Genomic DNA, 19,687 nt, shown 5'->3' with positions numbered 1-19,687 from the left:
GGACTCCTGTCAAGATTTCAGAACATGCCAAGTTCGAGCTTGGCCTCGTCGGACATTCTCTGGGCGTCCCAGGGCGGATCGAACACCAGATTGACCTTGGCCGCCTTGGTTCCGGGCGCGAGGAGCACGGCCTTGCGCACTTGGTTCAGCATTTCGCCGGCGACCGGGCAGCCAGGCGCGGTGAGGGTCATGTCGACCTCGATCAGTTCCGGGTTCGAAAGATCGAGGCGGTAGATCAGGCCGAGGTCATAGACATTGACCGGGATTTCCGGATCGAACACCGTGCGGATCGCGGCGATCACGTCGGATTCGAGATCGCCGGTCCATTCGGGCAGTTCGACCGGCTCTGGCGCCATGGCGGGCGTATGGCCGTCGATCATGCAAACAGCTCCAATACGCGGCGGATGCCCTTGACCAGGGCCTCGACCTCTTCATGGGTGTTGTAGAGCGCGAAGGAGGCGCGGGCGGAAGCCGTCAGGCCCAGCTTGGTCATCAGGGGCTGGGCGCAATGCGAGCCGGCGCGCACCGCGACGCCGGCGCGGTCGAGGATCATCGACACATCCTGGGGATGAGCGCCTTCGACGTCGAAGGTCACGATCGCGCCCTTGTTGGGCGCGCGGCCGAAAATGCGGACCTTGCCGATCCTGTCGATTTCTTCGGTCGCATGAGCGAGCAGGGCCGCCTCATGAGCGGCGATTCCCGCGCGGTCGAGGTTTTGGAGATAATCCAGCGCGACGCCGAGGCCGATCGCTTCGACGATCGGCGGCGTGCCGGCCTCGAAACGATGCGGCGGCGCGGCGTAAGTGACGACGTCGCGGAACACGTCGGCGATCATTTCGCCGCCGCCCTGGTAGGGCTGCATCGCCTCCAGCAATTCGTATTTGCCGTAGAGGAAGCCTATGCCCGAAGGCCCGTAAAGCTTGTGGCCGGTGGTGACATAGAAATCGACGTCGAGCGCCTGCACGTCGACGATTTCATGGACCGAGCCCTGGCAGCCGTCGATCAGGACCTTGGCGCCGGCGGCATGGGCGAGGCGGATGATATCCGCGATCGGCGTGACCGTGCCGAGCACATTCGACATATGGGTAATCGCGACGATCCTGGTCTTCTTCGTCAGCAGTTTGGCGAAGGCTTCCAGATCGAAACTGTCGTCCGCGGCAAGAGGCGCCCAGATCAGCTTCGCGCCTTTGCGTTCGCGCAGAAAATTCCACGGCACGATATTGGAGTGATGCTCCATTTCGGAGATCACGATTTCATCGCCTTCGCCGATTTCCGCGCCGAGGCTCGACGCGACCAGATTGATCGCCTCGGTTCCGCCCTTGGTGAAGACGATTTCCTCGACGCGTTCGGCGTTCACGAAGCAGCGGCAGGATTCGCGCGCCTTTTCGAACAGGTTGGTCGATTCGTTGGAGAGGAAATGGGCGCCGCGATGGACATTGGCATAGGTGTCGGAATAGCCGGACAGGATGGCGTCCAGAACCACTTTCGGCTTCTGCGCTGAGGCGCCATTGTCGAGATAGACCAGCGGCTTGTTATGGACGAGGCGCGAAAGGATGGGGAAATCCATCCTCGCGGCGTTGACGTCGAAAGCCGGCGCGGCCGGGTTCAGCGCAAGGGCTTTATTCGACATGCGAGGCCTCGCCCGCGTGGCGCTTCATCCACAGCCGCGCGCAATTCGTGACAAGTTCGCGCATCGTCTCGCTCTCGATCGTGTCCATCGCCTCGACCAGAAAGGCCTCGACCAGCATGGCCCGCGCCTCCGCCTCGGGGATGCCGCGCGCGCGCAGGAAGAACAAGGCGTTGGCGTCGAGTTCGCCGGCCGTGGCGCCGTGGCTGCATTTCACGTCGTCGGCAAAGATTTCAAGCTCGGGCTTGGTGACGATCTCGGAGCGATGGGAAAGCAGCATGGCGCGGGAGAGTTGGCGCGCATCCGTCTTTTGCGCGCCCTGCGCGACCTTCACGCAGCCCTGATAGACGCCCCGCGAGGAGCCAGTGAGCACGCCGCGGAACACCTGGTTCGACGTGGTGTTCGGAACCGCGTGGTCGAACACGGTGGTATTGTCGCAATGGCGCCTGTCGGCGACCATATAGGCGGCGTCGATGCCGGCATGGGCCTCCTCGCCTGCGAGCTTCAACAGCGCCTCGTGGCGGGCGAAATGGCCGCCCTGTGTGAAATAGAAACCGCGATAAAGCGCCTTTTCGCCGATCTCGCCGACGGTCGCCGCCGTCTGGCGGGCGGTCGCGGCAAAATTTTCCAGCCGGACATGAGTGAGCTTGGCGTTGGTGGCGAGGCTTACTTCGGTCACCACGGTCGCGAAACTCGGGGCGCCGTCATGGGATTCGAACAAAGTCGCCTGCGCGCCGTCCTCCAGCACGATCAGGATGCGCAGATGGCGGCCGTCCTCCGACTGCGGGTCCGCGCCGGTCCAGTTGAAACGCAGACGGAGCGGGGTCGCGAGGATGACGCCGGCGGGCACGCGCAGCACGAGCCCTTCCTCCATGAGTGCGGTATTGAGATTGATGATCGGATGATCGGCCTGGGGATTGACGCGGCCGATGATCGCGGCGAAGGGGGAATCCTTCTCGCCCAGGATCTTGCGCAGGCTCTGCGCGCCCATGGCGCCATAGGAGGATTTGGCCTCGTCCAGCACGCCATCCTCGAAGGCGGCTACGCAGGCTTCCGCCAGCGCGGGCGGGGCGTCGAAGCCGGACTCGAGCTTCACCGTCTCGTGCAACGCCTTGGCGAGGTCCGAATAACGCCAGGCCTCGTTGCGGCGGTTCGGCAGACCGGCATGGGCGAATTTTTCCGTCGCCTCGTCGATCAGGGCGCCGAGCCAGGGCGCGGCTTCGCTGCGCCTTGCGGCCGCGCTGGCGAGGAGATTGTCGAGCGAAACCACCTTTGCCATTTCGCCCTCACGCGGCCTTGTTGATGACGGCGTCGTAGCCATTTTCTTCGAGCTGCAGCGCCAGGCTTTTGTCGCCCGACAGCACGATCTTTCCGCCCGAGAGAATGTGAATGACGTCGGGCACGATATAATCGAGCAGGCGCTGGTAATGGGTGATGACTAGGAAGGAGCGGTCCGGCGCGCGCAGCTTGTTGACGCCTTCCGCGACCAGCTTCAGCGCGTCGATGTCGAGGCCGGAATCCATTTCGTCGAGAATCGCCAGCTTCGGCTTCAGCAAAGCCATCTGCAGGGTCTCGTTGCGCTTCTTCTCGCCGCCGGAAAAGCCGACGTTGAGCGGGCGTTTGAGCATGTCTTCCGAAATGTTCAGCTCCTTCGCCGCCGCGCGCACGGTGCGCAGGAATTGCGCCGCGTCGAGTTCAGGCTCGCCGCGTAATTTGGCCTGGCTGTTCATCGCGGTCTTGAGGAAATTCATGCTCGAGACGCCGGGAATTTCCATCGGATATTGGAAGGCGAGAAAGATGCCTTTCGCCGCGCGCTCTTCGGGCGAAAGCGCCGTGACGTCCTCGCCGAAAAAGTCGATTTCGCCGCCGGTCACCTCATAGCCGGCGCGGCCGGCGAGCGTATAGGAGGTCGTGGACTTGCCGGCGCCGTTCGGGCCCATGATCGCATGGACTTCGCCCGGCGGGACCTTCAGCGAAAGGCCCTTCAAGATTTCCTTGCCGTGAACGTTGACGTGAAGGTTCTTGATCTCAAGCATTATCCAACGCTCCCTTCGAGGCTGATGCCGACGAGCTTTTGCGCCTCGACAGCGAATTCCATGGGCAATTGCTGCAACACTTCGCGGCAGAAGCCATTGACGATCAGAGCCACCGCTTCCTCCGTGGGGATGCCGCGGGAAAGGCAGTAGAAAAGCTGGTCGTCGGAGATTTTCGACGTGGTCGCTTCGTGCTCCAGAATGGCCTTTGGATTTTTCGACTGGATGTAGGGCACGGTATGGGCGCCGCACTGGTCGCCGAGCAGCAGCGAGTCGCATTGGGTGAAATTGCGCGCGCCGTCCGCCTTGGCATGGATGCTGACGAGGCCGCGATAGGTGTTCTGCGCCTTGCCGGCCGAAATGCCCTTGGAGATGATGCGGCTGGTCGTGTTCTTGCCGAGATGCAGCATCTTGGTGCCGGTGTCGGCCTGCTGGTAATTGTTGGCGATGGCGATCGAATAGAATTCGCCGACCGAATTGTCGCCGCGCAGAATGCAGGACGGATATTTCCAGGTGATGGCCGAGCCGGTCTCGACCTGGGTCCAGGAAATTTTGGAATTCGCCCCGCGGCAGTCGCCGCGCTTGGTGACGAAATTATAGATGCCGCCCTTGCCGTTTTCGTCGCCGGGAAACCAGTTCTGCACAGTGGAATATTTGATCTCGGCGTCTTCCATCGCGACCAGTTCGACCACCGCCGCATGGAGCTGGTTTTCGTCGCGCTGGGGCGCGGTGCAGCCTTCGAGATAGGAGACGTAGGAGCCCTTGTCGGCGATGATGAGCGTGCGCTCGAACTGGCCGGATTTGGCGGCGTTGATGCGGAAATAGGTGGACAATTCCATCGGGCAGCGCACGCCCGGCGGGATGTAGACGAAGGAGCCTTCGGAAAAGACCGCGGCATTCAGCGTGGCGTAGAAATTGTCGGTCGCCGGCACCACCGAACCGAGATATTGCTTGACCAGATCGGGATGGGTTTTGAGCGCCTCGGAGATCGGGCAGAAAATCACGCCGACCTTGGCGAGCTCTTCCTTGAAGGTGGTGACGACGGAGACGGAATCGAACACCGCGTCCACCGCGACCTTGCGCACCTGAACGCCAGCGAGAACCTCCTGCTCGTGGAGGGGAATGCCGAGCTTTTCATAGGTGCGCAGCAATTCCGGATCGACTTCGTCGATGGTTTTCGGGCCTTCCTTCTCGCTCTTGGGCGCCGCGTAATAATAGGCGTCCTGGAAGTCGATCTTGGGATAATGCAGCTTGGCCCAGTGCGGCTCTTCGAGCGCCTGCCAGCGGCGGAACGCGTCGAGCCGATATTGGAGGAGCCAGTCCGGCTCTTCCTTTTTCGCCGAGATGAAGCGGATAACCTCTTCACTCAGGCCCTTCGGCGCGAGATCGGACTCGATATCGGACACGAAGCCGTATTTGTATTTACGGTCTGCGAGATCCTGAAGGGTATCCGTTTCTTCGCTCATGTCACACTTCCGACCTACGAAAATATTTGCCGATCAGAGGCTTGCCTCGGCTCGTGCCGCAGCTTTCATTGTGCGGCGCGGCGCCCTGCAGGAGGAATGCAAGCGAGGCGCCATCTTGTTCAGCGCGCTTTTTCAGCGCGCGACTCCCGCCGCGAGTTCTGCGACGACCGGCCAGCCGACTGCGCCGGTCGGGTCGAGCTTGCGCAAGGCGTCGAGGATTTCCTCCGCCGCCGCCCTCTCGTCGCGGCGCAAATGGATGAAAGCCAGGGCCTTCAAGGTATAAAGCGCGAAACGCGCGGGTCCGTCGGAGATCTCGGGCTGCGGGACCCATTCGCGAAAATCGTCCGGCCAGCCGGCCTGACGCACGGCTTTCAGCATGCCGGCGAGGGCCACGGCGCGCGCCTCGTCGAGATTGCCATGATAGGTGTGGATTTTATAGAGACAGAAGAAAGTCGGCAGTTCGTCCGGGCCGGCCGCGAGCGCCTCGCGGAAAAATTTTTCCGCCAAAGCGAAATCGCGCCGATAGGCGATCACACCCTTCTGCAGCAGGTCGTCGATGGCGGGGGGAAGGTCGCCGAAATTGATGGGGTCGCTCTCGGGAGCGGGAAAGGGAACGATCATTGCGCTTTTTCCAGACGGGAGGTTTCGGCTCGCAGGCCTGCAAAAGCGGGGCCGGGGCGGCGCGTCGCGTTTCGGACAAAGGCTCTGTCGCACAAGCGACGCGCCCTTTCCCGGCCTTTCGCCGCGGCGCGGGGCTTTGTCATGGTCCCGCTTTTGCATCGCATGATGCGAGCGGGCAATGAAGTCCGCGCATAATTCGCTTCGCCCGGATGGGCGAGCCAATGGAAAGGTCGCTCCGATGACGGAAAAAACTGGAGAACGCATCAAGTCGATTATCGACGGCGCCGATGTGGTTCTGTTCATGAAAGGCGTTCCGGCCCAGCCGCAATGCGGCTTCTCCGCCGCCGTGGTTCAGGTGCTGGGCGCTTTCGGGGTGAAATATCAGGCGGTGAATGTTCTCGCCGATCCTTTCGTCCGCGAAGGCATCAAAGAGTTTTCGAACTGGCCGACCATTCCGCAGCTCTATGTGAAAGGCGAATTCGTCGGCGGTTGCGACATTGTGCGCGAAATGGCCGCGTCCGGCGAACTCACGCAGCTCTTCGCCGACAAGGGCGTGGAGAAGGTCGAGGCATGAGCACGGAAACCGCGACTTTCGCCGACGTCCCGCAACTCTATAAACGTCATGTCTTCGCCTGTTTCACCCAGCGTCCGTCGGGACATCCGCGCGGCTCCTGCGGCGCGCAGGGCGCCCAGCCTTTATGGGATCGCCTGGGGCGTCAGATCGAGGCCGGAGGCCTCGCCGACGTCGGCTTTACGCCATCTGGCTGCCTCGGCTTCTGCCGCGCCGGCCCGCTGATGGTGGTCTATCCCGAAGGCGTCTGGTATGCGCCCAAGACGCCGGAAGACGTCGACGAAATCGTCGAAACCCATCTCAAGGGCGGCCAGTTGGTCGAGCGCCTGGTGGTGGTGCTGCAACGCTGAAAAAGCTTGACGTCCGGCGCATGTCGCCGGACGAGCGGGAAGCGCCGGGGACCGCAAGCCCTTCCGGATCGCTTCCCGCTTTTTTATGCGCTGGCGCTTTGCGCCCGCGCCTTCTTATGCGCCGCGCGCAGCACGTTCAGGATTTCGATATTGCTGGCCATGTCCATGGCGGAAAAGCCGTCCAGCGTCTCGGGCCTGATGTCGGCGCCGCGCGCCAGCAGATGGGCGACGACTTCGGTGCGGCCGGAGGAAGAAGCATACATCAGCGCTGTCGTTGCGATTGTCGATGTCGATCCCGGCTTCGATCAGCAGGTCGATCATGTCGAGATGACGTTCGACGCAGGCGAGCCATAAAGCGTTGTTGCCGTCGGCGTTGCACAGGGTGGGGTCGGCGCCGTTCCCGAGAATTTTCTTCGCCATGTCGCAGTCGCCTTTCAGCGCGGCGCGCATCAGCGGCGTTGTCGCATTGGCGACGCGGGCGTTGATGTCGTCGCTTGAAAAGCCTTCGTGCCGAAGCCAGGCGAGCAGAGCGGAATCGTCGATCATGGGGCGAAAGCTTTCGGGCGCTGTTTCTGCGGATAGGCGGGCTCGGTCGCGATGCGCGTATCGTTGAGCGGCGCGCCGATCGTGAAATGATAGATCGTTTGCAGCTGCGTCGATTTCATGCCGAGGAAGGCGTGGGTTTCGTCGTCGAAGAAACAACCGACGCCGGTGCCGCGCAAGCCGAAACCCTCGGCTTCGAGATAAAGGGCCTGGCCGATCAGGCCGGCCTCCCAATGGAGGCGGCGATAGGTCCAGGGATCTCGTTCGACCGCGTCGAATTCAGCCAGCATCGCCATGCCGAAACAGCAGTCCGAGGCGATCGCCTGGTTACAGAACAGGCGCCGCGCCGCGCCGCGCGCGTCGCCGGCCCGGAGTTGAAACAGCGGCAGCTCATCCGGGGCGCCGGCGACGCGCGACCAGACGAATTCGGGATCGAGCAATTGTCGCAAAAGCGCCAAGGCCTGCGAATGGCGCGGCAGGGCGTAGAGGCCCGGTTCGACCTCGCCGACGCGATGGACGAACAGGATGGGATGGACGGCCGGGGGAAAATCCCAGACGGTCCAGGGCGCGCGCTCCTGCGGCAGGAGGCTTTGGAGGATGGAAAAAAAATCCTCCGCCGGCATGATGTGGCGCGCGTCGAAATGTTGCGCGCTGCGCCGCTGCAGGATCAGATCGGCGCCGGACCAGGGTTTTTCGCCCTCGCCGGCGGTCTCTCGGCGGGCTATCGGAAGAGAGTTCGGGCGACTAGCCTCGATATTGCCGCCAGCAGCGCTGTCCCTCGCCGTCTCCTCGCTTGTGGGGAGAGGGGAACGAAGCGTCGCTTGCGAAACCTCGTCGATCACCGGCCAGCGATACATCGGCCGGCGGTCGAGCAGATTGGCCTTGCCCGCCCAGACGCCGGCTTTCGGTTTGGGCGTGGCGGGCGCCGAGTCTGGCTCCAGACAAATCTGCAACAAGGCGTCGGGGTCCTCGCGCTCGGCGCGGCCGAAATCCTCGTCGCGGTCGAGGCCGAGGCGGGCGGCGATGAAGGCGCTGTCGAGATTTTCGATCGCGCGCGCCCGCCAGCCGAGCGCCTGGGCCGCATAAGCGAAGGCGCCGAGCGCATGGCCGAGGTCGAGCTGGCAATAACGAAAGGCGCGCTCGCCATATTTCCACGCCTCGCGCCAATGGATCGAGGACAGGCCGATCCACAGGCGCGGATTGTCGGAATTTTGTCCAGAATCGTCGCGCCGCCTTTGTTCGAGGACGTGATCGCGCGAAACATAATGGTAGAGCCCGTCGTCGAGGCCGGCGATTCCCTCCGCCAGAACATAAGCTTCGGTCGGATGGAGGTTTCCGCTCGACGGATTGCAGCGCAAAGCCCAACGGTCGGGGCCGAATTCCTTCCAGGCCGAGAGGCCCATGGCGAGATGCAGCAGGGCGCCGATGGAATTCACATTCAGCGCAGGCGCGAAAATGTTCTCCGGGGCCAAGGGTAGCTCGACTTGCGCGGCGCCGTCAAAGGTGCGGAATGGATTGGGCTGCATTTCCCAATCCAGAGTGTCCGGCCCCTTGGCGTAGCCGGCAAAGCGATGTTTGGTTCGCTCGTGATAGAGCAGCGCCTTATTCGACATCATTCGACTTGCGCTTTTGCGCCGGGCGCGGGGCAGGGCGGGCCGGCGGGACGGGAGCAGCCCTGCGCCGCTTCAAGGCCTTCGTTTTGTCCGAGTAGCGACAGGACCGGCTCCTTGTCGAAACCGGCGCAGCGCTGTCCGCCCGCCTCGATCAGCGGCCGGCGGATCAGCAGCGGCTCTTTGATCATCAAAGCGAGCGCCTCGGCCGCCGTGGCGGCCGCGGGGTCGATCTCGCCCGTTTTCACCCGCGGCGCCGCCGGGTTGAACCAGGCCGAGACCGGCATGTCGCCGAGAAAGCCGAGCAGACGCTCTTCGGTCCAGGGCTCGGTCAGGAGATTGCGTTCGTCAACCGCGTGGCCGGCGGCGGCGAGCATCGCCTTCTGCTTGCGGTTCGTGCCACAGCCTGGCTTTTCATAGAAAATCACGCGGGTCATCGGCTTCCAGGCATTCAGATGATATTGAGCTGGACGAGCGGCGCGGCCCCGCCGCGGCCAAGCACGGTGTCGACCTTCTTGCGCACGGCCTCGATGGTCAAAGGCTTGACGATGGCGCCGTGGGCGCCCGCCTGCATCGCCTCGACCGCGAGCTTTTCTTCATCCTTGCCGCAAACGATCAGGATGCGGACGCCAGGATAGGCTTTATTAAAGGCGCTCAGGACGCCCACGCCGTTCTTTTGAATCCAGGAGATTCCGAGGAGGACCAGATCGGGCTTAAGCCAGTCTTGACCTTTTTCGAAAGCCTCGTCCGGCGAGACGAGTTCGTGGGTCTCGATCTCGTCATGAAGCATGAATTGCAACACCGCTCGGGTGACTTCGTCCTCGTCGACGACAAACACCCGCCGCTGGTCGACCGCTTTGGAAGTCTCAACGCCAATCTGCATCGCCGCCTCTCTGATAAAAAACACTGATGGCCGGAACATACCGCTGCGCCGACCCATGGCGAAAAAGCAAATTTCGTTCCGGCTGGGGCGCAAGGCCCTGAATTTGCGACAATCGTGTCTTGTTTGCCGCAGCCGTGACGGCGTTGTCGTGTTCTTTCCCGACAAAATAGTTAGGTACCTGTGTCAGTAACGCATTTAAAAACAACAAAGTGGAAATAAAAATTTTCTGGCACGCCCGTTGCAGTCCTAGTCGGCGGAACGGCGAGTGAGGGCTGAACGCACGTAGACGCGAGACGAGCGCTGCGTTCCTTCCCGTCAAAGCGGGTCCGTTTCTAGCAAACGAGAAACAGTCTCCGCGCAGTACGCGCGAAGTTAACGCCACACGGTCACAATTTTAAGGAGCTATCAATGTCTAGCTTGAGACAGATCGCCTTCTACGGCAAGGGCGGCATCGGCAAGTCCACCACCTCCCAGAACACCCTCGCCGCTCTCGCGGAAATGGGTCAGAAGATCCTCATCGTCGGCTGCGACCCCAAGGCTGACTCGACCCGCCTGATCCTGCATGCCAAGGCCCAGGACACCATCCTGTCGCTCGCCGCCGCCGCAGGTTCGGTCGAGGATCTCGAACTCGAAGACGTGATGAAGGTCGGCTTCCGCGACATCCGTTGCGTCGAGTCCGGTGGTCCGGAGCCCGGCGTCGGCTGCGCTGGCCGCGGCGTCATCACCTCGATCAACTTCCTCGAGGAAAACGGCGCTTATGACGACGCTGACTACGTCTCCTATGACGTCCTCGGCGACGTGGTCTGCGGCGGTTTCGCGATGCCGATCCGTGAGAACAAGGCTCAGGAAATCTACATCGTCATGTCCGGCGAGATGATGGCCATGTATGCGGCCAACAACATCTCCAAGGGCATTCTGAAATACGCCAATTCCGGCGGCGTGCGCCTGGGCGGGCTGGTCTGCAACGAGCGCCAGACCGACAAGGAACTCGAACTGGCGGAATCGCTGGCTGCGAAGCTCGGCACCTCGCTGATCTACTTCGTGCCCCGCGACAATATCGTGCAGCACGCCGAACTGCGCCGCATGACGGTCGTGGAATATGCTCCCGACTCCCAGCAGGCCCAGCACTATCGCAACCTGGCGACCAAGGTCCACGGCAATGCCGGCAACGGCACGATCCCGACCCCGATCACCATGGACGAGCTGGAAGACCTGCTCATGGAGCACGGCATCATGAAGGCTGTCGACGAAAGCCAGGTCGGCAAGACCGCCGCGGAACTGACGGCCTAATTCGCCTGAAATGGTCCGGCCCCCATTCCGGGGGCCGGATTCCCGAACGGCGCAACGGATTGCGAGAGGTGGCGACATGAGTGTTGCGAACAATGAGAGCGTTGCCGAGATCAAGGCGCGCAACAAGGAATTGATCAAAGAGGTGCTCGCGGTTTATCCCGAAAAGACCGCCAAGCGCCGTGCCAAACATCTTAACGTTCACGAAGCCGGCAAGTCCGATTGCGGCGTTAAGTCCAACATCAAGTCGATCCCCGGCGTGATGACCATTCGCGGCTGCGCTTACGCCGGCTCGAAGGGCGTCGTCTGGGGTCCGATCAAGGACATGATCCACATCAGCCACGGCCCCGTCGGCTGCGGCCAGTATTCTTGGGCTGCGCGTCGTAACTACTACATCGGCACGACCGGCATCGACACCTTCGTGACCATGCAGTTCACGTCGGACTTCCAGGAAAAGGACATCGTGTTCGGCGGCGACAAGAAGCTCGCCAAGATCATGGACGAGATCCAGGAGCTGTTCCCGCTCAACAACGGCATCACTGTTCAGTCGGAATGCCCGATCGGCCTGATCGGCGACGACATCGAGGCGGTGTCGAAGGCGAAGTCGAAGGAATATGCCGGCAAGACCATCGTTCCGGTCCGCTGCGAAGGCTTCCGTGGCGTCTCCCAGTCGCTTGGCCACCATATCGCCAACGACGCGGTGCGCGACTATGTCTTCGACAAGCTCGACCCGAACAAGGCCCCGCTGTTCGAGCCGACGCCCTATGACGTCGCGATCATCGGCGACTACAACATCGGCGGCGACGCCTGGTCCTCGCGCATCCTGCTCGAAGAGATGGGTCTGCGCGTGATCGCTCAGTGGTCTGGCGACGGCTCGCTGGCGGAGCTCGAGAACACCCCCAAGGCGAAGCTCAACGTTCTGCACTGCTACCGCTCGATGAACTATATCTCCCGCCACATGGAAGAGAAGTTCGGTATTCCGTGGTGCGAATATAACTTCTTCGGCCCGTCGAAGATCGCCGAATCGCTGCGCAAGATCGCCAGCTTCTTCGACGACAAGATCAAGGAAGGCGCCGAGCGCGTCATCGCCAAGTACCAGCCTCTGATGGACGCGGTCATCGCCAAATACCGTCCGCGCCTCGAAGGCAAGAAGGTCATGCTCTATGTCGGCGGCCTGCGTCCGCGCCACGTCATCGGCGCCTACGAAGACCTCGGTATGGAAGTTGTCGGCACGGGCTATGAATTCGGCCACAACGACGACTATCAGCGCACCGCCCAGCACTATGTCAAGGACGGCACGCTGATCTATGACGACGTCACCGGCTACGAATTCGAGAAATTCGTGGAAAAGATCCAGCCGGATCTGGTCGGCTCGGGCATCAAGGAAAAGTACGTCTTCCAGAAGATGGGCGTGCCGTTCCGCCAGATGCACTCCTGGGACTATTCCGGCCCGTACCACGGCTATGACGGTTTCGCGATCTTCGCGCGGGACATGGACATGGCCATCAACGCCCCGGTCTGGAAAATGGCCAAGGCGCCCTGGAAGAAAGACGAAAATTCCAACCTCCTCGCGGCCGAATGACCGCGCGTGGTTGGCGCCCGTCGAAAGACGGGCGCCGACCGCGACCCACCGACAGCAGAGGGCATTATCATGACGCAGAACGCCGATCACGTCCTAGACCATTTTGACCTGTTCCGCGGTCCCGAATACCAGGAAATGCTGGCGAACAAGCGGGCCTTGTTCGAAAACGCTCGTGACCCGGCGGAAGTCGAACGCATTCGCGAATGGGCCAAGACTGAAGAATACAAGGAAAAGAACTTCGCCCGCGAAGCTCTGACGGTCAACCCGGCCAAGGCCTGCCAGCCGCTCGGCGCCGTGTTCGTCGCGGTCGGCTTCGAAAAGACCGTTCCCTTCGTCCATGGCTCGCAGGGTTGCGTCGCGTATTATCGCTCGCACTTCTCGCGTCACTTCAAGGAGCCGACCTCCTGCGTCTCCTCCTCGATGACCGAAGACGCGGCGGTGTTCGGCGGCCTGAACAACATGATCGACGGCCTGGCCAACACCTATAACATGTACAAGCCGAAGATGATCGCCGTCTCCACCACCTGCATGGCGGAAGTGATCGGCGACGACCTGAACGCCTTCATCAAGACCTCGAAGGAAAAGGGTTCGGTTCCTGCCGAGTACGACGTTCCCTTCGCCCATACCCCGGCCTTCGTCGGCAGCCACATCACCGGCTACGACAACGCCATGAAGGGAATTCTGTGGCATTTCTGGGACGGCAAGGCCGGCACGGCCGAGAAGCTCGAGCGCAAGCCGAACAACTCGATCAATTTCCTCGGCGGCTTCGACGGCTACACTGTTGGCAACCTCCGCGAAATCAAGCGCATCTTCAACGAGATGGGCATCGAATACACCATCCTCGGCGACAATTCGGACGTGTGGGACACCCCGACCGACGGCGAGTTCCGCATGTATGACGGCGGCACGACGCTCGAAGAGGCGGCCAACGCGATCAACGCCAAGGCGACGATTTCGATGCAGCAATATTGCACCGAAAAGACCCTGCCGTTCATCGCCGAGCACGGCCAGGAAGTGGTGGCCTTCAACCACCCGATCTCCGTCAAGGCGACCGACAATTTCCTGATGGAAATCGCGCGGATCGCCGGCGTCGAAATTCCGGAATCGCTTGCCAAGGAGCGCGGCCGCCTGGTTGACGCCATCGCCGACTCCAGCGCCCACATCCACGGCAAGAAGTTCGCGATCTATGGCGATCCGGACCTCTGCTACGGCCTCGCCGAATTCCTGCTCGAACTCGGCGCCGAGCCGACCACCGTGCTCGCCACCAATGGCGGCAAGGAATGGGAAAAGAAGATGCACGCGCTGTTCGACAGCTCGCCCTTCGGCAAGAACTGCAAGGTCTATCCCGGCAAGGACCTGTGGCACATGCGCTCGCTGCTGTTCACCGATCCGGTCGACTTCATCATCGGCAACACCTACGGCAAATATCTGGAGCGCGACACCGGCACCCCGCTGATCCGCATCGGCTTCCCGATCTTCGACCGTCACCACAAGCACCGCTATCCGGTGTGGGGCTATCAGGGCGGCATGAACGTTCTCGTGACGATCCTCGACAAGATCTTCGACACGATCGATCTCGCCACCATTATGCCGGCCAAGACCGACTATTCGTTCGACATCATCCGCTGATCCTGTTCATTGTCGGTTTGGCGACAAACCGACAATCCTCCTCCAAGGGCCCGGAGCGCATCTGCCGCTCCGGGCTTTTTTCTTTGCGTCCCGGGCCTTTGCAGATGCGGCGCGAAACTTGCTCAAACCCTGGCCAGCAAAACGATTCCTTTCCCGCATGGCCTGTTCGCGCCGAGCGTCCAGGGCGAGAAGAAATCCGGACAGGAGATCTCCATGGCTTCTCTTTCGGCAACCATTCAGGATGTTTTCAACGAGCCGGGCTGCGCGAAAAACGCCAATAAATCGGCGGCTGAAAAGAAGAAAGGCTGCACAAAGCAATTGCAGCCCGGGGGAGCCGCCGGCGGTTGCGCTTTCGACGGCGCCAAGATCGCGCTCCAGCCCTTCACCGACGTCGCCCATCTGGTCCATGGCCCCATCGCCTGCGAAGGCAATTCCTGGGACAATCGCGGCGCGGCTTCGTCCGGTTCGAACCTGTGGCGCACCAGTTTCACCACCGACATGAACGAGACCGACGTCGTGTTCGGCGGCGAGAAGCGCCTGTTCAAATCGTGCAAGGAAATCATCGACAAATATGATCCGCCCGCGATCTTCGTCTATCAGACCTGCGTCCCGGCGATGATCGGCGACGACATCAATGCGGTATGCAAGGCGGCGACGGAAAAATTCGGCAAGCCGGTGATTCCGGTCAACGCGCCGGGTTTCGTCGGTCCGAAAAACCTCGGCAACAAGCTCGCCGGCGAGGCGCTTCTCGACCATGTGATCGGCACGGTCGAGCCGGAATACACCACGCCCTATGACGTCAACATCATTGGCGAGTTCAACCTGTCGGGAGAATTGTGGCAGGTGAAGCCATTGCTCGATGAACTCGGCATCCGCATCCTGTCCTGCATTTCCGGCGACGGCCGTTACAATGAGGTGGCGTCGTCGCATCGCGCGCGCGCCTCGATGATGGTGTGCTCCAAGGCGATGATCAATGTCGCCCGCAAGATGGAGGAGCGCTACGGCATTCCCTTCTTCGAAGGCTCGTTCTACGGCATCGAGGACACCAGCGACTCCCTGCGCGAACTCGCGGGCCTTCTGGTCCAGCAGGGCGCGCCCGCCGAATTGATGGAGCGGACGGAAAAGCTGATCGCCCGGGAGGAAAAGAACGCCTATGCGGCGATCGCCGCCTACAAGGAGCGCTTCAAGAACAAAAAAGTTCTGCTCATCACCGGCGGTGTCAAATCCTGGTCCGTGGTCGCGGCGCTGCAGGAGGCCGGTCTCGAACTCGTCGGCACCAGCGTCAAGAAGTCGACCCGCGAGGACAAGGAGCGCATCAAGGAGTTGATGGGCCAGGACGCCCATATGATCGAGGACATGACCCCGCGCGAAATGTACAAAATGCTGAAGGACGCCAGGGCGGACATCATGCTGTCGGGCGGGCGTTCGCAATTCATCGCGCTGAAAGCGACCATGCCCTGGCTCGACATCAACCAGGAGCGCCACCACGCCTATATGGGCTATGTCGGCATGGTGAAACTGGTCAAGGAGATCGAGAAGACGCTTTACAATCCGGTGTGGCAGGAGGTGCGCCGACCCGCGCCGTGGGCCCGCGCCGGCGAAAGCTGGCAGGAAAGAGCGCTCGCGCAGATCGAGGCCGAGGCGGCCGAACTTGCCGCAGATCCGGTCAAGGCGGAAGACGCGCGCCGCGCCAAGGCGATCTGCATGTGCAAAAGCGTCACGCTGGGAACCATTGAGGATGCGATCCGCGACTTCGGCCTGACCACTGTCGAAGGCGTCAAGGAAAAGACCAACGCCTCCGGTGGCTGCGGCGCCTGCGCGGTCCGCATCGAGGAAATCCTGGAGGCTCAGGCCGATGTCGGACAACCGACACAGGTCCAGAACGTGGCGGCGGAGTAAGCGCCATGGCCAAGGTCGTCATTCCGAAAAAATCCTGCTCCGTCAATCCGCTGAAGATGAGCCAGCCGATCGGCGCGGCTCTGGCCTTCATGGGCCTGCGCGGTTCGATGCCGCTGCTGCATGGCTCGCAAGGCTGCACCTCCTTCGGACTGGTGTTGTTCGTGCGCCATTTCAAGGAAGCCATACCGCTGCAGACCACGGCGATGAGCGAAGTCGCAACCGTGCTCGGCGGCTATGAGAATGTCGAACAGGCGGTGCTCAACATCATCAAGCGCACCAAGCCGGAGCTCATCGGCATAGCATCGACCGGCGTCACGGAAACCAAGGGCGACGACGTCATCGGCTATATCGGGCTGATCCGCCAGAACCATCCCGAGCTGAAAGATTTCCCGATCGTCTATGTCTCGACGCCGGATTTCAAGGACGCGTTTCAGGACGGCTGGGAAAAGGCGGTGACCCGTCTGGTCGAGGAACTGGTGGAGCCGCCGGTCAATCCGGCGCGCCGCGATTTTTCGCGCGTCAATGTGTTGCCCGGCAGCCATCTCACGCCCGGCGACATCGATGAATTGCGCACGATCATCGAGGATTTCGGCCTGGAGCCGACCTTCCTGCCCGACCTCGGCGGCTCGCTCGACGGCCATATCCCCGATGATTTCACGCCGACCACAATCGGCGGCGTCGGGGTGGACGAGGTGGCGACCATGGGCGACGCGGGCTGGACGATCGCCGTCGGCGCCCAGATGCTTGCCGCCGCCGAAGCGATGCAGAAAAAGACCGGCGTTCCCTATCGCCTGTTCGAACGTCTGTGCGGCCTTGCGGCGAACGATGAACTGATCGGTTTCCTTAGCGAAATTTCCGGCCGTCCGGCGCCGATGAAATATCGCCGCCAGCGCGGGCAATTGGTGGACGCCATGCTCGATGGACATTTCCATCTCGGCGGGCGCAAGCTCGCGATCGGCGCCGAGCCGGACCTGCTCTACGATGTCGGCTCTTGCCTCAACGAAATGGGCGCGCAAATCGTGGCTGCGGTCACGACGACGCAATCGCCGGTGCTGGAAAAGATCCCGGCGGAGGAAGTGTGGATCGGCGATCTCGAAGATCTCGAGACATTGGCGCGCGAAAAAGCCTGCGACCTGCTCGTTACCCATTCGCACGGCCGGCAGGCGGCGGGACGTCTGAAAATCCCGTTTCATCGCATCGGCATTCCGATGTTCGACCGGTTGGGCGCGGGCCATAAATTGTCGGTCGGCTATCGCGGAAGCCGCGACCTCATCTTCCAGGTCGCCAATCTGCTGATCGAAGACCGCGAAGAAAATCATGAGGTTACGCCGGATAAGTGGCGCAATCCCTGGGGCCTCGACGCCAGTGACGCGGATGGCGCCGCGATTGCAACGATAGCCGCGAGCTGAGTTTTCGGGAGAAAGGGCAGGCCGATGAAAGTCGCATTTGCTACACAGGACTTGAAGCGGGTCGACGCGCATTTCGGCTGGGCCAAGAACGTCGCGGTCTACGAGCTCGACGAAAATGGCTATAGCTTCCTGGAGGCCTTTACTTTCGACGGCGATCTCCAGGAAGACGGCAACGAGGACAAGCTCGCGCCGAAGATCGAGGCGGTGAAGGATTGCGCCATTCTTTACGTGGCGGCGATCGGCGGTTCGGGCGCCGCGCGCGTGGTCGCGCAGAATATCCACCCGATCAAGGTTACGCAGCCCGAGAATATCGAAGACCTGCTCAAGAAATTGCAGGACGTGCTCAAGGGCAATCCGCCGCCCTTCCTGCGCAAGGCCATGGGCAAGGGCAAGGAGCGCGTCTTCGACCTCGAAGACTGATTTTCGCACTTGGCCCACGCCGGCCAGCACAATGAGGATTGAGATGACTGAAGCCGCCACACTCGACGACGCCGCGATCATTGCGGAATCGCCCTTCCTGAAGCAACTCGTCAAAGTCTGGCGGGCGCAGGATTCGCATGGGACCTGGGAGAACAAGAGCGACGCGCAACTCATCGCCGATTACATCGTCACCAAGGAGCAGCGCAAGGCGATCCCGATCATCGCCGATCCCGATCCGGAGACGATCTGGCGGCTCGAACTGTTCTACAATGCGATCGGCCTCGCCATCGAACATGCGTCGAAGGTCATGATCACGCCGATGCTGAAAATGAGCCACGAGGGCTTTGGCCGCATGGTGCTGATCGGCGGCCGTCTCATTGTCGTCAACAAGCAATTGCGCGACGTGCACCGCTTCGGTTTCGAGACTTTCGCCAAACTCGCCGAGGAGGGCGAGAAGCAAATCAAGGGCGGTCTCGAAATGATCGAGAAATTCCCCGAAGCGGCGAAATATTGAGGTCCCATCATGAGCGACGTTGAAACCTTGAAAGCTGAAATCAAAAAGCTTTCGGCGCGCGCAATGAACGCGAAAATGAATCTGCACGACCTCTCCGAGGAACTGCCGTTGAACTGGCAGACGGTTCTCGATGTCGCGCAAAAAACCTATGACGCCTTCGCCGAGCTTGAGGCGAAGCGCGAGCAACTGAAGACACTCGAAACGGCGTGACGGGAAAGGCGATTTCAATGGCGATTGCGCGCGACGGGCGCGAGTGGGCGCCCGATTATCTTCTGGCCATCGATGCCGAGAAATGCATCGGCTGTGGCCGCTGCTACAAGGTCTGCGGCCGCGAGGTGATGACCCTCAAGGGCATCAATGAGGACGGCGATATTGTCGAACTCGACGATGACGAGGATGATGAAGTCGAGAAGAAGGTCATGGTGATGGCCGACGTCGGCGCCTGCGTCGGCTGCGGCGCCTGTGCGCGGGTCTGCCCGGCCAATTGCCAGACCCACGGCTCCGAATCCCTGGCCGCGTGATGAACGCCGATCGCGCCTATCGCTGGCTGATGGAGGCGGGTGACGCCTCCACCAGCGAGAGGTTCGATCTGCATGTCGTCGCCAGCATTCTGGCGGTGGCGATCGCGCAAGCCGACGAGGAGGGGGCGCCGCTCGCGCGAACCTCAGGCCTTGATTGCGCGACGCTGTCGCAAGTGGCGCACGAGTTGTTTCCGGCTGCGGCGCCGGCTCTTGCGGCGATGGCGGGCGCTGTCGGGCCGTCCCCGCAAATCGAGGAAAAATCGGTCATCGACATTTTGCTGATCTACGCGAATGGGCCGATTGATTTCCTGCGTCCCCTGGCGACGATGATCGCGCGCCGCTGTCAGGAGCCGCATCATCTGTGGCAGGATCTCGGCTTGAGAAATCGCGGAGAACTGTCTCAACTGATGGCGCGCCATTTTCCGCGCCTGATAGAGCGCAATTCCGGCGACATGAAGTGGAAGAAATTCCTCTATCGCATGGTGTGCGGCGCAGAAGGATTCACTTTGTGTCCGGCGCCGGTGTGCTCCGACTGCGACGATTTCGCTTCCTGTTTCGGGTCGGAGGAGGGCGTCGCGCAATTGAGCCACGCCTATCAGGAAGAACGCTTATAGCGCGATGCCGTCATTGTGAGCGGAGCGAAATTGTCCAACTGCCGAAAGACAGCTTCGCTCCGCTCGCAATGACGGCGCTGGCATGCTCATGAAAAAATCCCGCCGCGA

22 protein-coding genes and 1 pseudogene are annotated in these 19,687 nt (G+C 61.6%); 12 read left to right on the top strand and 11 right to left on the bottom strand.

Annotated elements, in window-relative coordinates:
* Positions 1 to 17: 17 nt before the first annotated feature.
* The 6 genes from K2U94_RS17180 to K2U94_RS17155 all read right to left on the bottom strand — a co-directional run bounded on the left by K2U94_RS17180 (position 18) and on the right by K2U94_RS17155 (position 5,747).
* A complete protein-coding gene (locus K2U94_RS17180; RefSeq protein ID WP_336606174.1) occupies positions 18 to 380 on the bottom strand; it encodes an iron-sulfur cluster assembly protein in 363 nt (120 codons plus the stop codon).
* On the bottom strand, positions 377 to 1,630 hold the full coding sequence (locus K2U94_RS17175) for a SufS family cysteine desulfurase (protein ID WP_243068377.1): 1,254 nt from the start codon (positions 1,628 to 1,630) through the stop codon (positions 377 to 379). The genes K2U94_RS17180 and K2U94_RS17175 overlap by 4 nt, the downstream gene beginning before the upstream one ends.
* Complete coding sequence (sufD, locus tag K2U94_RS17170) at positions 1,620 to 2,906, bottom strand: Fe-S cluster assembly protein SufD (RefSeq protein WP_243068376.1); 1,287 nt, start codon at positions 2,904 to 2,906, stop codon at positions 1,620 to 1,622. Before sufD ends, K2U94_RS17175 begins: the two co-directional genes overlap by 11 nt.
* A gap of 7 nt (positions 2,907 to 2,913) precedes the next feature.
* Positions 2,914 to 3,663, bottom strand: coding sequence for a Fe-S cluster assembly ATPase SufC (sufC, locus tag K2U94_RS17165; protein WP_243068375.1), 750 nt, complete (start codon positions 3,661 to 3,663; stop codon positions 2,914 to 2,916).
* Positions 3,663 to 5,126 carry a Fe-S cluster assembly protein SufB gene (sufB, locus tag K2U94_RS17160; RefSeq protein ID WP_243068374.1) on the bottom strand — a complete coding sequence of 488 codons (1,464 nt, stop codon included), beginning with the start codon at positions 5,124 to 5,126 and terminating at the stop codon, positions 3,663 to 3,665. Before sufB ends, sufC begins: the two co-directional genes overlap by 1 nt.
* A 132-nt stretch (positions 5,127 to 5,258) precedes the next feature.
* Complete coding sequence (locus K2U94_RS17155; protein ID WP_243068373.1) at positions 5,259 to 5,747, bottom strand: tetratricopeptide repeat protein; 489 nt, start codon at positions 5,745 to 5,747, stop codon at positions 5,259 to 5,261.
* 238 nt (positions 5,748 to 5,985) lie between these two features.
* Between K2U94_RS17155 and grxD the strand changes: the two genes are divergently transcribed.
* Positions 5,986 to 6,321: a Grx4 family monothiol glutaredoxin gene (grxD, locus tag K2U94_RS17150; protein WP_243068372.1), complete on the top strand. Its 336-nt coding sequence runs from the start codon at positions 5,986 to 5,988 to the stop codon at positions 6,319 to 6,321.
* The gene (locus K2U94_RS17145; RefSeq protein ID WP_243068371.1) at positions 6,318 to 6,668 is read left to right on the top strand and encodes a (2Fe-2S) ferredoxin domain-containing protein; all 351 of its coding nucleotides are present in this window, start codon (positions 6,318 to 6,320) and stop codon (positions 6,666 to 6,668) included. The genes grxD and K2U94_RS17145 overlap by 4 nt, the downstream gene beginning before the upstream one ends.
* An 83-nt stretch (positions 6,669 to 6,751) precedes the next feature.
* On the opposite strand, the gene K2U94_RS17140 is transcribed toward K2U94_RS17145, so the two are convergent.
* The 5 genes and pseudogenes from K2U94_RS17140 to K2U94_RS17120 form a co-directional block, all read right to left on the bottom strand.
* On the bottom strand, positions 6,752 to 6,931 hold the full coding sequence (locus K2U94_RS17140) for a hypothetical protein (RefSeq protein ID WP_243068370.1): 180 nt from the start codon (positions 6,929 to 6,931) through the stop codon (positions 6,752 to 6,754).
* Between the two features lie 52 nt (positions 6,932 to 6,983).
* A pseudogene (locus K2U94_RS17135) lies at positions 6,984 to 7,118 on the bottom strand (ankyrin repeat domain-containing protein); the annotation flags it as partial.
* A 92-nt stretch (positions 7,119 to 7,210) separates the two neighbouring features.
* Entirely contained in the window at positions 7,211 to 8,827 is a 1,617-nt protein-coding gene (locus tag K2U94_RS17130; RefSeq protein WP_243068369.1) for a SagB/ThcOx family dehydrogenase, read from the bottom strand.
* Positions 8,824 to 9,258, bottom strand: coding sequence for an ArsC/Spx/MgsR family protein (locus K2U94_RS17125; RefSeq protein WP_243068368.1), 435 nt, complete (start codon positions 9,256 to 9,258; stop codon positions 8,824 to 8,826). The genes K2U94_RS17130 and K2U94_RS17125 overlap by 4 nt, the downstream gene beginning before the upstream one ends.
* A gap of 14 nt (positions 9,259 to 9,272) precedes the next feature.
* Positions 9,273 to 9,704 (bottom strand): response regulator, encoded by a 432-nt coding sequence (locus K2U94_RS17120; protein WP_243068367.1) that lies wholly within the window; start codon positions 9,702 to 9,704, stop codon positions 9,273 to 9,275.
* Positions 9,705 to 10,112: 408 nt separating this feature from the next.
* On the opposite strand from K2U94_RS17120, the gene nifH reads away from it, so the two are divergent.
* The 10 genes from nifH (at position 10,113) to K2U94_RS17070 (ending at position 19,579) form a co-directional block, all read left to right on the top strand.
* A complete protein-coding gene (gene nifH, locus K2U94_RS17115; protein WP_243068366.1) occupies positions 10,113 to 10,994 on the top strand; it encodes a nitrogenase iron protein in 882 nt (293 codons plus the stop codon).
* Positions 10,995 to 11,070: 76 nt separating this feature from the next.
* Complete coding sequence (nifD, locus tag K2U94_RS17110; protein ID WP_243068365.1) at positions 11,071 to 12,573, top strand: nitrogenase molybdenum-iron protein alpha chain; 1,503 nt, start codon at positions 11,071 to 11,073, stop codon at positions 12,571 to 12,573.
* 69 nt (positions 12,574 to 12,642) lie between these two features.
* Positions 12,643 to 14,202: a nitrogenase molybdenum-iron protein subunit beta gene (gene nifK, locus K2U94_RS17105; protein ID WP_243068364.1), complete on the top strand. Its 1,560-nt coding sequence runs from the start codon at positions 12,643 to 12,645 to the stop codon at positions 14,200 to 14,202.
* A 213-nt stretch (positions 14,203 to 14,415) separates the two neighbouring features.
* Positions 14,416 to 16,101, top strand: a complete 1,686-nt coding sequence (nifE, locus tag K2U94_RS17100) for a nitrogenase iron-molybdenum cofactor biosynthesis protein NifE (RefSeq protein WP_243068363.1) — start codon at positions 14,416 to 14,418, stop codon at positions 16,099 to 16,101.
* Positions 16,102 to 16,106: 5 nt separating this feature from the next.
* Positions 16,107 to 17,510, top strand: coding sequence for a nitrogenase iron-molybdenum cofactor biosynthesis protein NifN (gene nifN, locus K2U94_RS17095; RefSeq protein WP_243068362.1), 1,404 nt, complete (start codon positions 16,107 to 16,109; stop codon positions 17,508 to 17,510).
* A gap of 24 nt (positions 17,511 to 17,534) precedes the next feature.
* Positions 17,535 to 17,930 carry a nitrogen fixation protein NifX gene (gene nifX, locus K2U94_RS17090; RefSeq protein ID WP_243068361.1) on the top strand — a complete coding sequence of 132 codons (396 nt, stop codon included), beginning with the start codon at positions 17,535 to 17,537 and terminating at the stop codon, positions 17,928 to 17,930.
* Positions 17,931 to 17,973: 43 nt separating this feature from the next.
* Complete coding sequence (locus K2U94_RS17085) at positions 17,974 to 18,444, top strand: NifX-associated nitrogen fixation protein (RefSeq protein ID WP_243068360.1); 471 nt, start codon at positions 17,974 to 17,976, stop codon at positions 18,442 to 18,444.
* A 9-nt stretch (positions 18,445 to 18,453) separates the two neighbouring features.
* On the top strand, positions 18,454 to 18,654 hold the full coding sequence (locus tag K2U94_RS17080) for a CCE_0567 family metalloprotein (protein ID WP_243068359.1): 201 nt from the start codon (positions 18,454 to 18,456) through the stop codon (positions 18,652 to 18,654).
* A 17-nt stretch (positions 18,655 to 18,671) separates the two neighbouring features.
* Positions 18,672 to 18,965 carry a ferredoxin III, nif-specific gene (gene fdxB, locus K2U94_RS17075; RefSeq protein ID WP_243068358.1) on the top strand — a complete coding sequence of 98 codons (294 nt, stop codon included), beginning with the start codon at positions 18,672 to 18,674 and terminating at the stop codon, positions 18,963 to 18,965.
* Positions 18,965 to 19,579: a nitrogen fixation protein NifQ gene (locus K2U94_RS17070; RefSeq protein WP_243068357.1), complete on the top strand. Its 615-nt coding sequence runs from the start codon at positions 18,965 to 18,967 to the stop codon at positions 19,577 to 19,579. Before fdxB ends, K2U94_RS17070 begins: the two co-directional genes overlap by 1 nt.
* Positions 19,580 to 19,687 lie beyond the last annotated feature (108 nt).

It is taken from the genome of Candidatus Rhodoblastus alkanivorans, assembly GCF_022760755.1.
GTDB lineage: Bacteria > Pseudomonadota > Alphaproteobacteria > Rhizobiales > Beijerinckiaceae > Rhodoblastus > Rhodoblastus alkanivorans.
This window is presented reverse-complemented; position numbering and strand designations above follow the sequence as displayed.

Excerpts from the sequence above, each read along its gene's own strand:
- K2U94_RS17180 (WP_336606174.1), bottom strand. The coding sequence starts at position 380 with ATGATCGACGGCCATACGCCCGCCATGGCGCCAGAGCCGGTCGAACTG.
- K2U94_RS17175 (WP_243068377.1), bottom strand. The coding sequence starts at position 1,630 with ATGTCGAATAAAGCCCTTGCGCTGAACCCGGCCGCGCCGGCTTTCGAC.
- sufD (WP_243068376.1), bottom strand. The coding sequence starts at position 2,906 with ATGGCAAAGGTGGTTTCGCTCGACAATCTCCTCGCCAGCGCGGCCGCA.
- sufC (WP_243068375.1), bottom strand. The coding sequence starts at position 3,663 with ATGCTTGAGATCAAGAACCTTCACGTCAACGTTCACGGCAAGGAAATC.
- sufB (WP_243068374.1), bottom strand. The coding sequence starts at position 5,126 with ATGAGCGAAGAAACGGATACCCTTCAGGATCTCGCAGACCGTAAATAC.
- K2U94_RS17155 (WP_243068373.1), bottom strand. The coding sequence starts at position 5,747 with ATGATCGTTCCCTTTCCCGCTCCCGAGAGCGACCCCATCAATTTCGGC.
- grxD (WP_243068372.1), top strand. The coding sequence starts at position 5,986 with ATGACGGAAAAAACTGGAGAACGCATCAAGTCGATTATCGACGGCGCC.
- K2U94_RS17145 (WP_243068371.1), top strand. The coding sequence starts at position 6,318 with ATGAGCACGGAAACCGCGACTTTCGCCGACGTCCCGCAACTCTATAAA.
- K2U94_RS17140 (WP_243068370.1), bottom strand. The coding sequence starts at position 6,931 with ATGTATGCTTCTTCCTCCGGCCGCACCGAAGTCGTCGCCCATCTGCTG.
- K2U94_RS17130 (WP_243068369.1), bottom strand. The coding sequence starts at position 8,827 with ATGATGTCGAATAAGGCGCTGCTCTATCACGAGCGAACCAAACATCGC.
- K2U94_RS17125 (WP_243068368.1), bottom strand. The coding sequence starts at position 9,258 with ATGACCCGCGTGATTTTCTATGAAAAGCCAGGCTGTGGCACGAACCGC.
- K2U94_RS17120 (WP_243068367.1), bottom strand. The coding sequence starts at position 9,704 with ATGCAGATTGGCGTTGAGACTTCCAAAGCGGTCGACCAGCGGCGGGTG.
- nifH (WP_243068366.1), top strand. The coding sequence starts at position 10,113 with ATGTCTAGCTTGAGACAGATCGCCTTCTACGGCAAGGGCGGCATCGGC.
- nifD (WP_243068365.1), top strand. The coding sequence starts at position 11,071 with ATGAGTGTTGCGAACAATGAGAGCGTTGCCGAGATCAAGGCGCGCAAC.
- nifK (WP_243068364.1), top strand. The coding sequence starts at position 12,643 with ATGACGCAGAACGCCGATCACGTCCTAGACCATTTTGACCTGTTCCGC.
- nifE (WP_243068363.1), top strand. The coding sequence starts at position 14,416 with ATGGCTTCTCTTTCGGCAACCATTCAGGATGTTTTCAACGAGCCGGGC.
- nifN (WP_243068362.1), top strand. The coding sequence starts at position 16,107 with ATGGCCAAGGTCGTCATTCCGAAAAAATCCTGCTCCGTCAATCCGCTG.
- nifX (WP_243068361.1), top strand. The coding sequence starts at position 17,535 with ATGAAAGTCGCATTTGCTACACAGGACTTGAAGCGGGTCGACGCGCAT.
- K2U94_RS17085 (WP_243068360.1), top strand. The coding sequence starts at position 17,974 with ATGACTGAAGCCGCCACACTCGACGACGCCGCGATCATTGCGGAATCG.
- K2U94_RS17080 (WP_243068359.1), top strand. The coding sequence starts at position 18,454 with ATGAGCGACGTTGAAACCTTGAAAGCTGAAATCAAAAAGCTTTCGGCG.
- fdxB (WP_243068358.1), top strand. The coding sequence starts at position 18,672 with ATGGCGATTGCGCGCGACGGGCGCGAGTGGGCGCCCGATTATCTTCTG.
- K2U94_RS17070 (WP_243068357.1), top strand. The coding sequence starts at position 18,965 with ATGAACGCCGATCGCGCCTATCGCTGGCTGATGGAGGCGGGTGACGCC.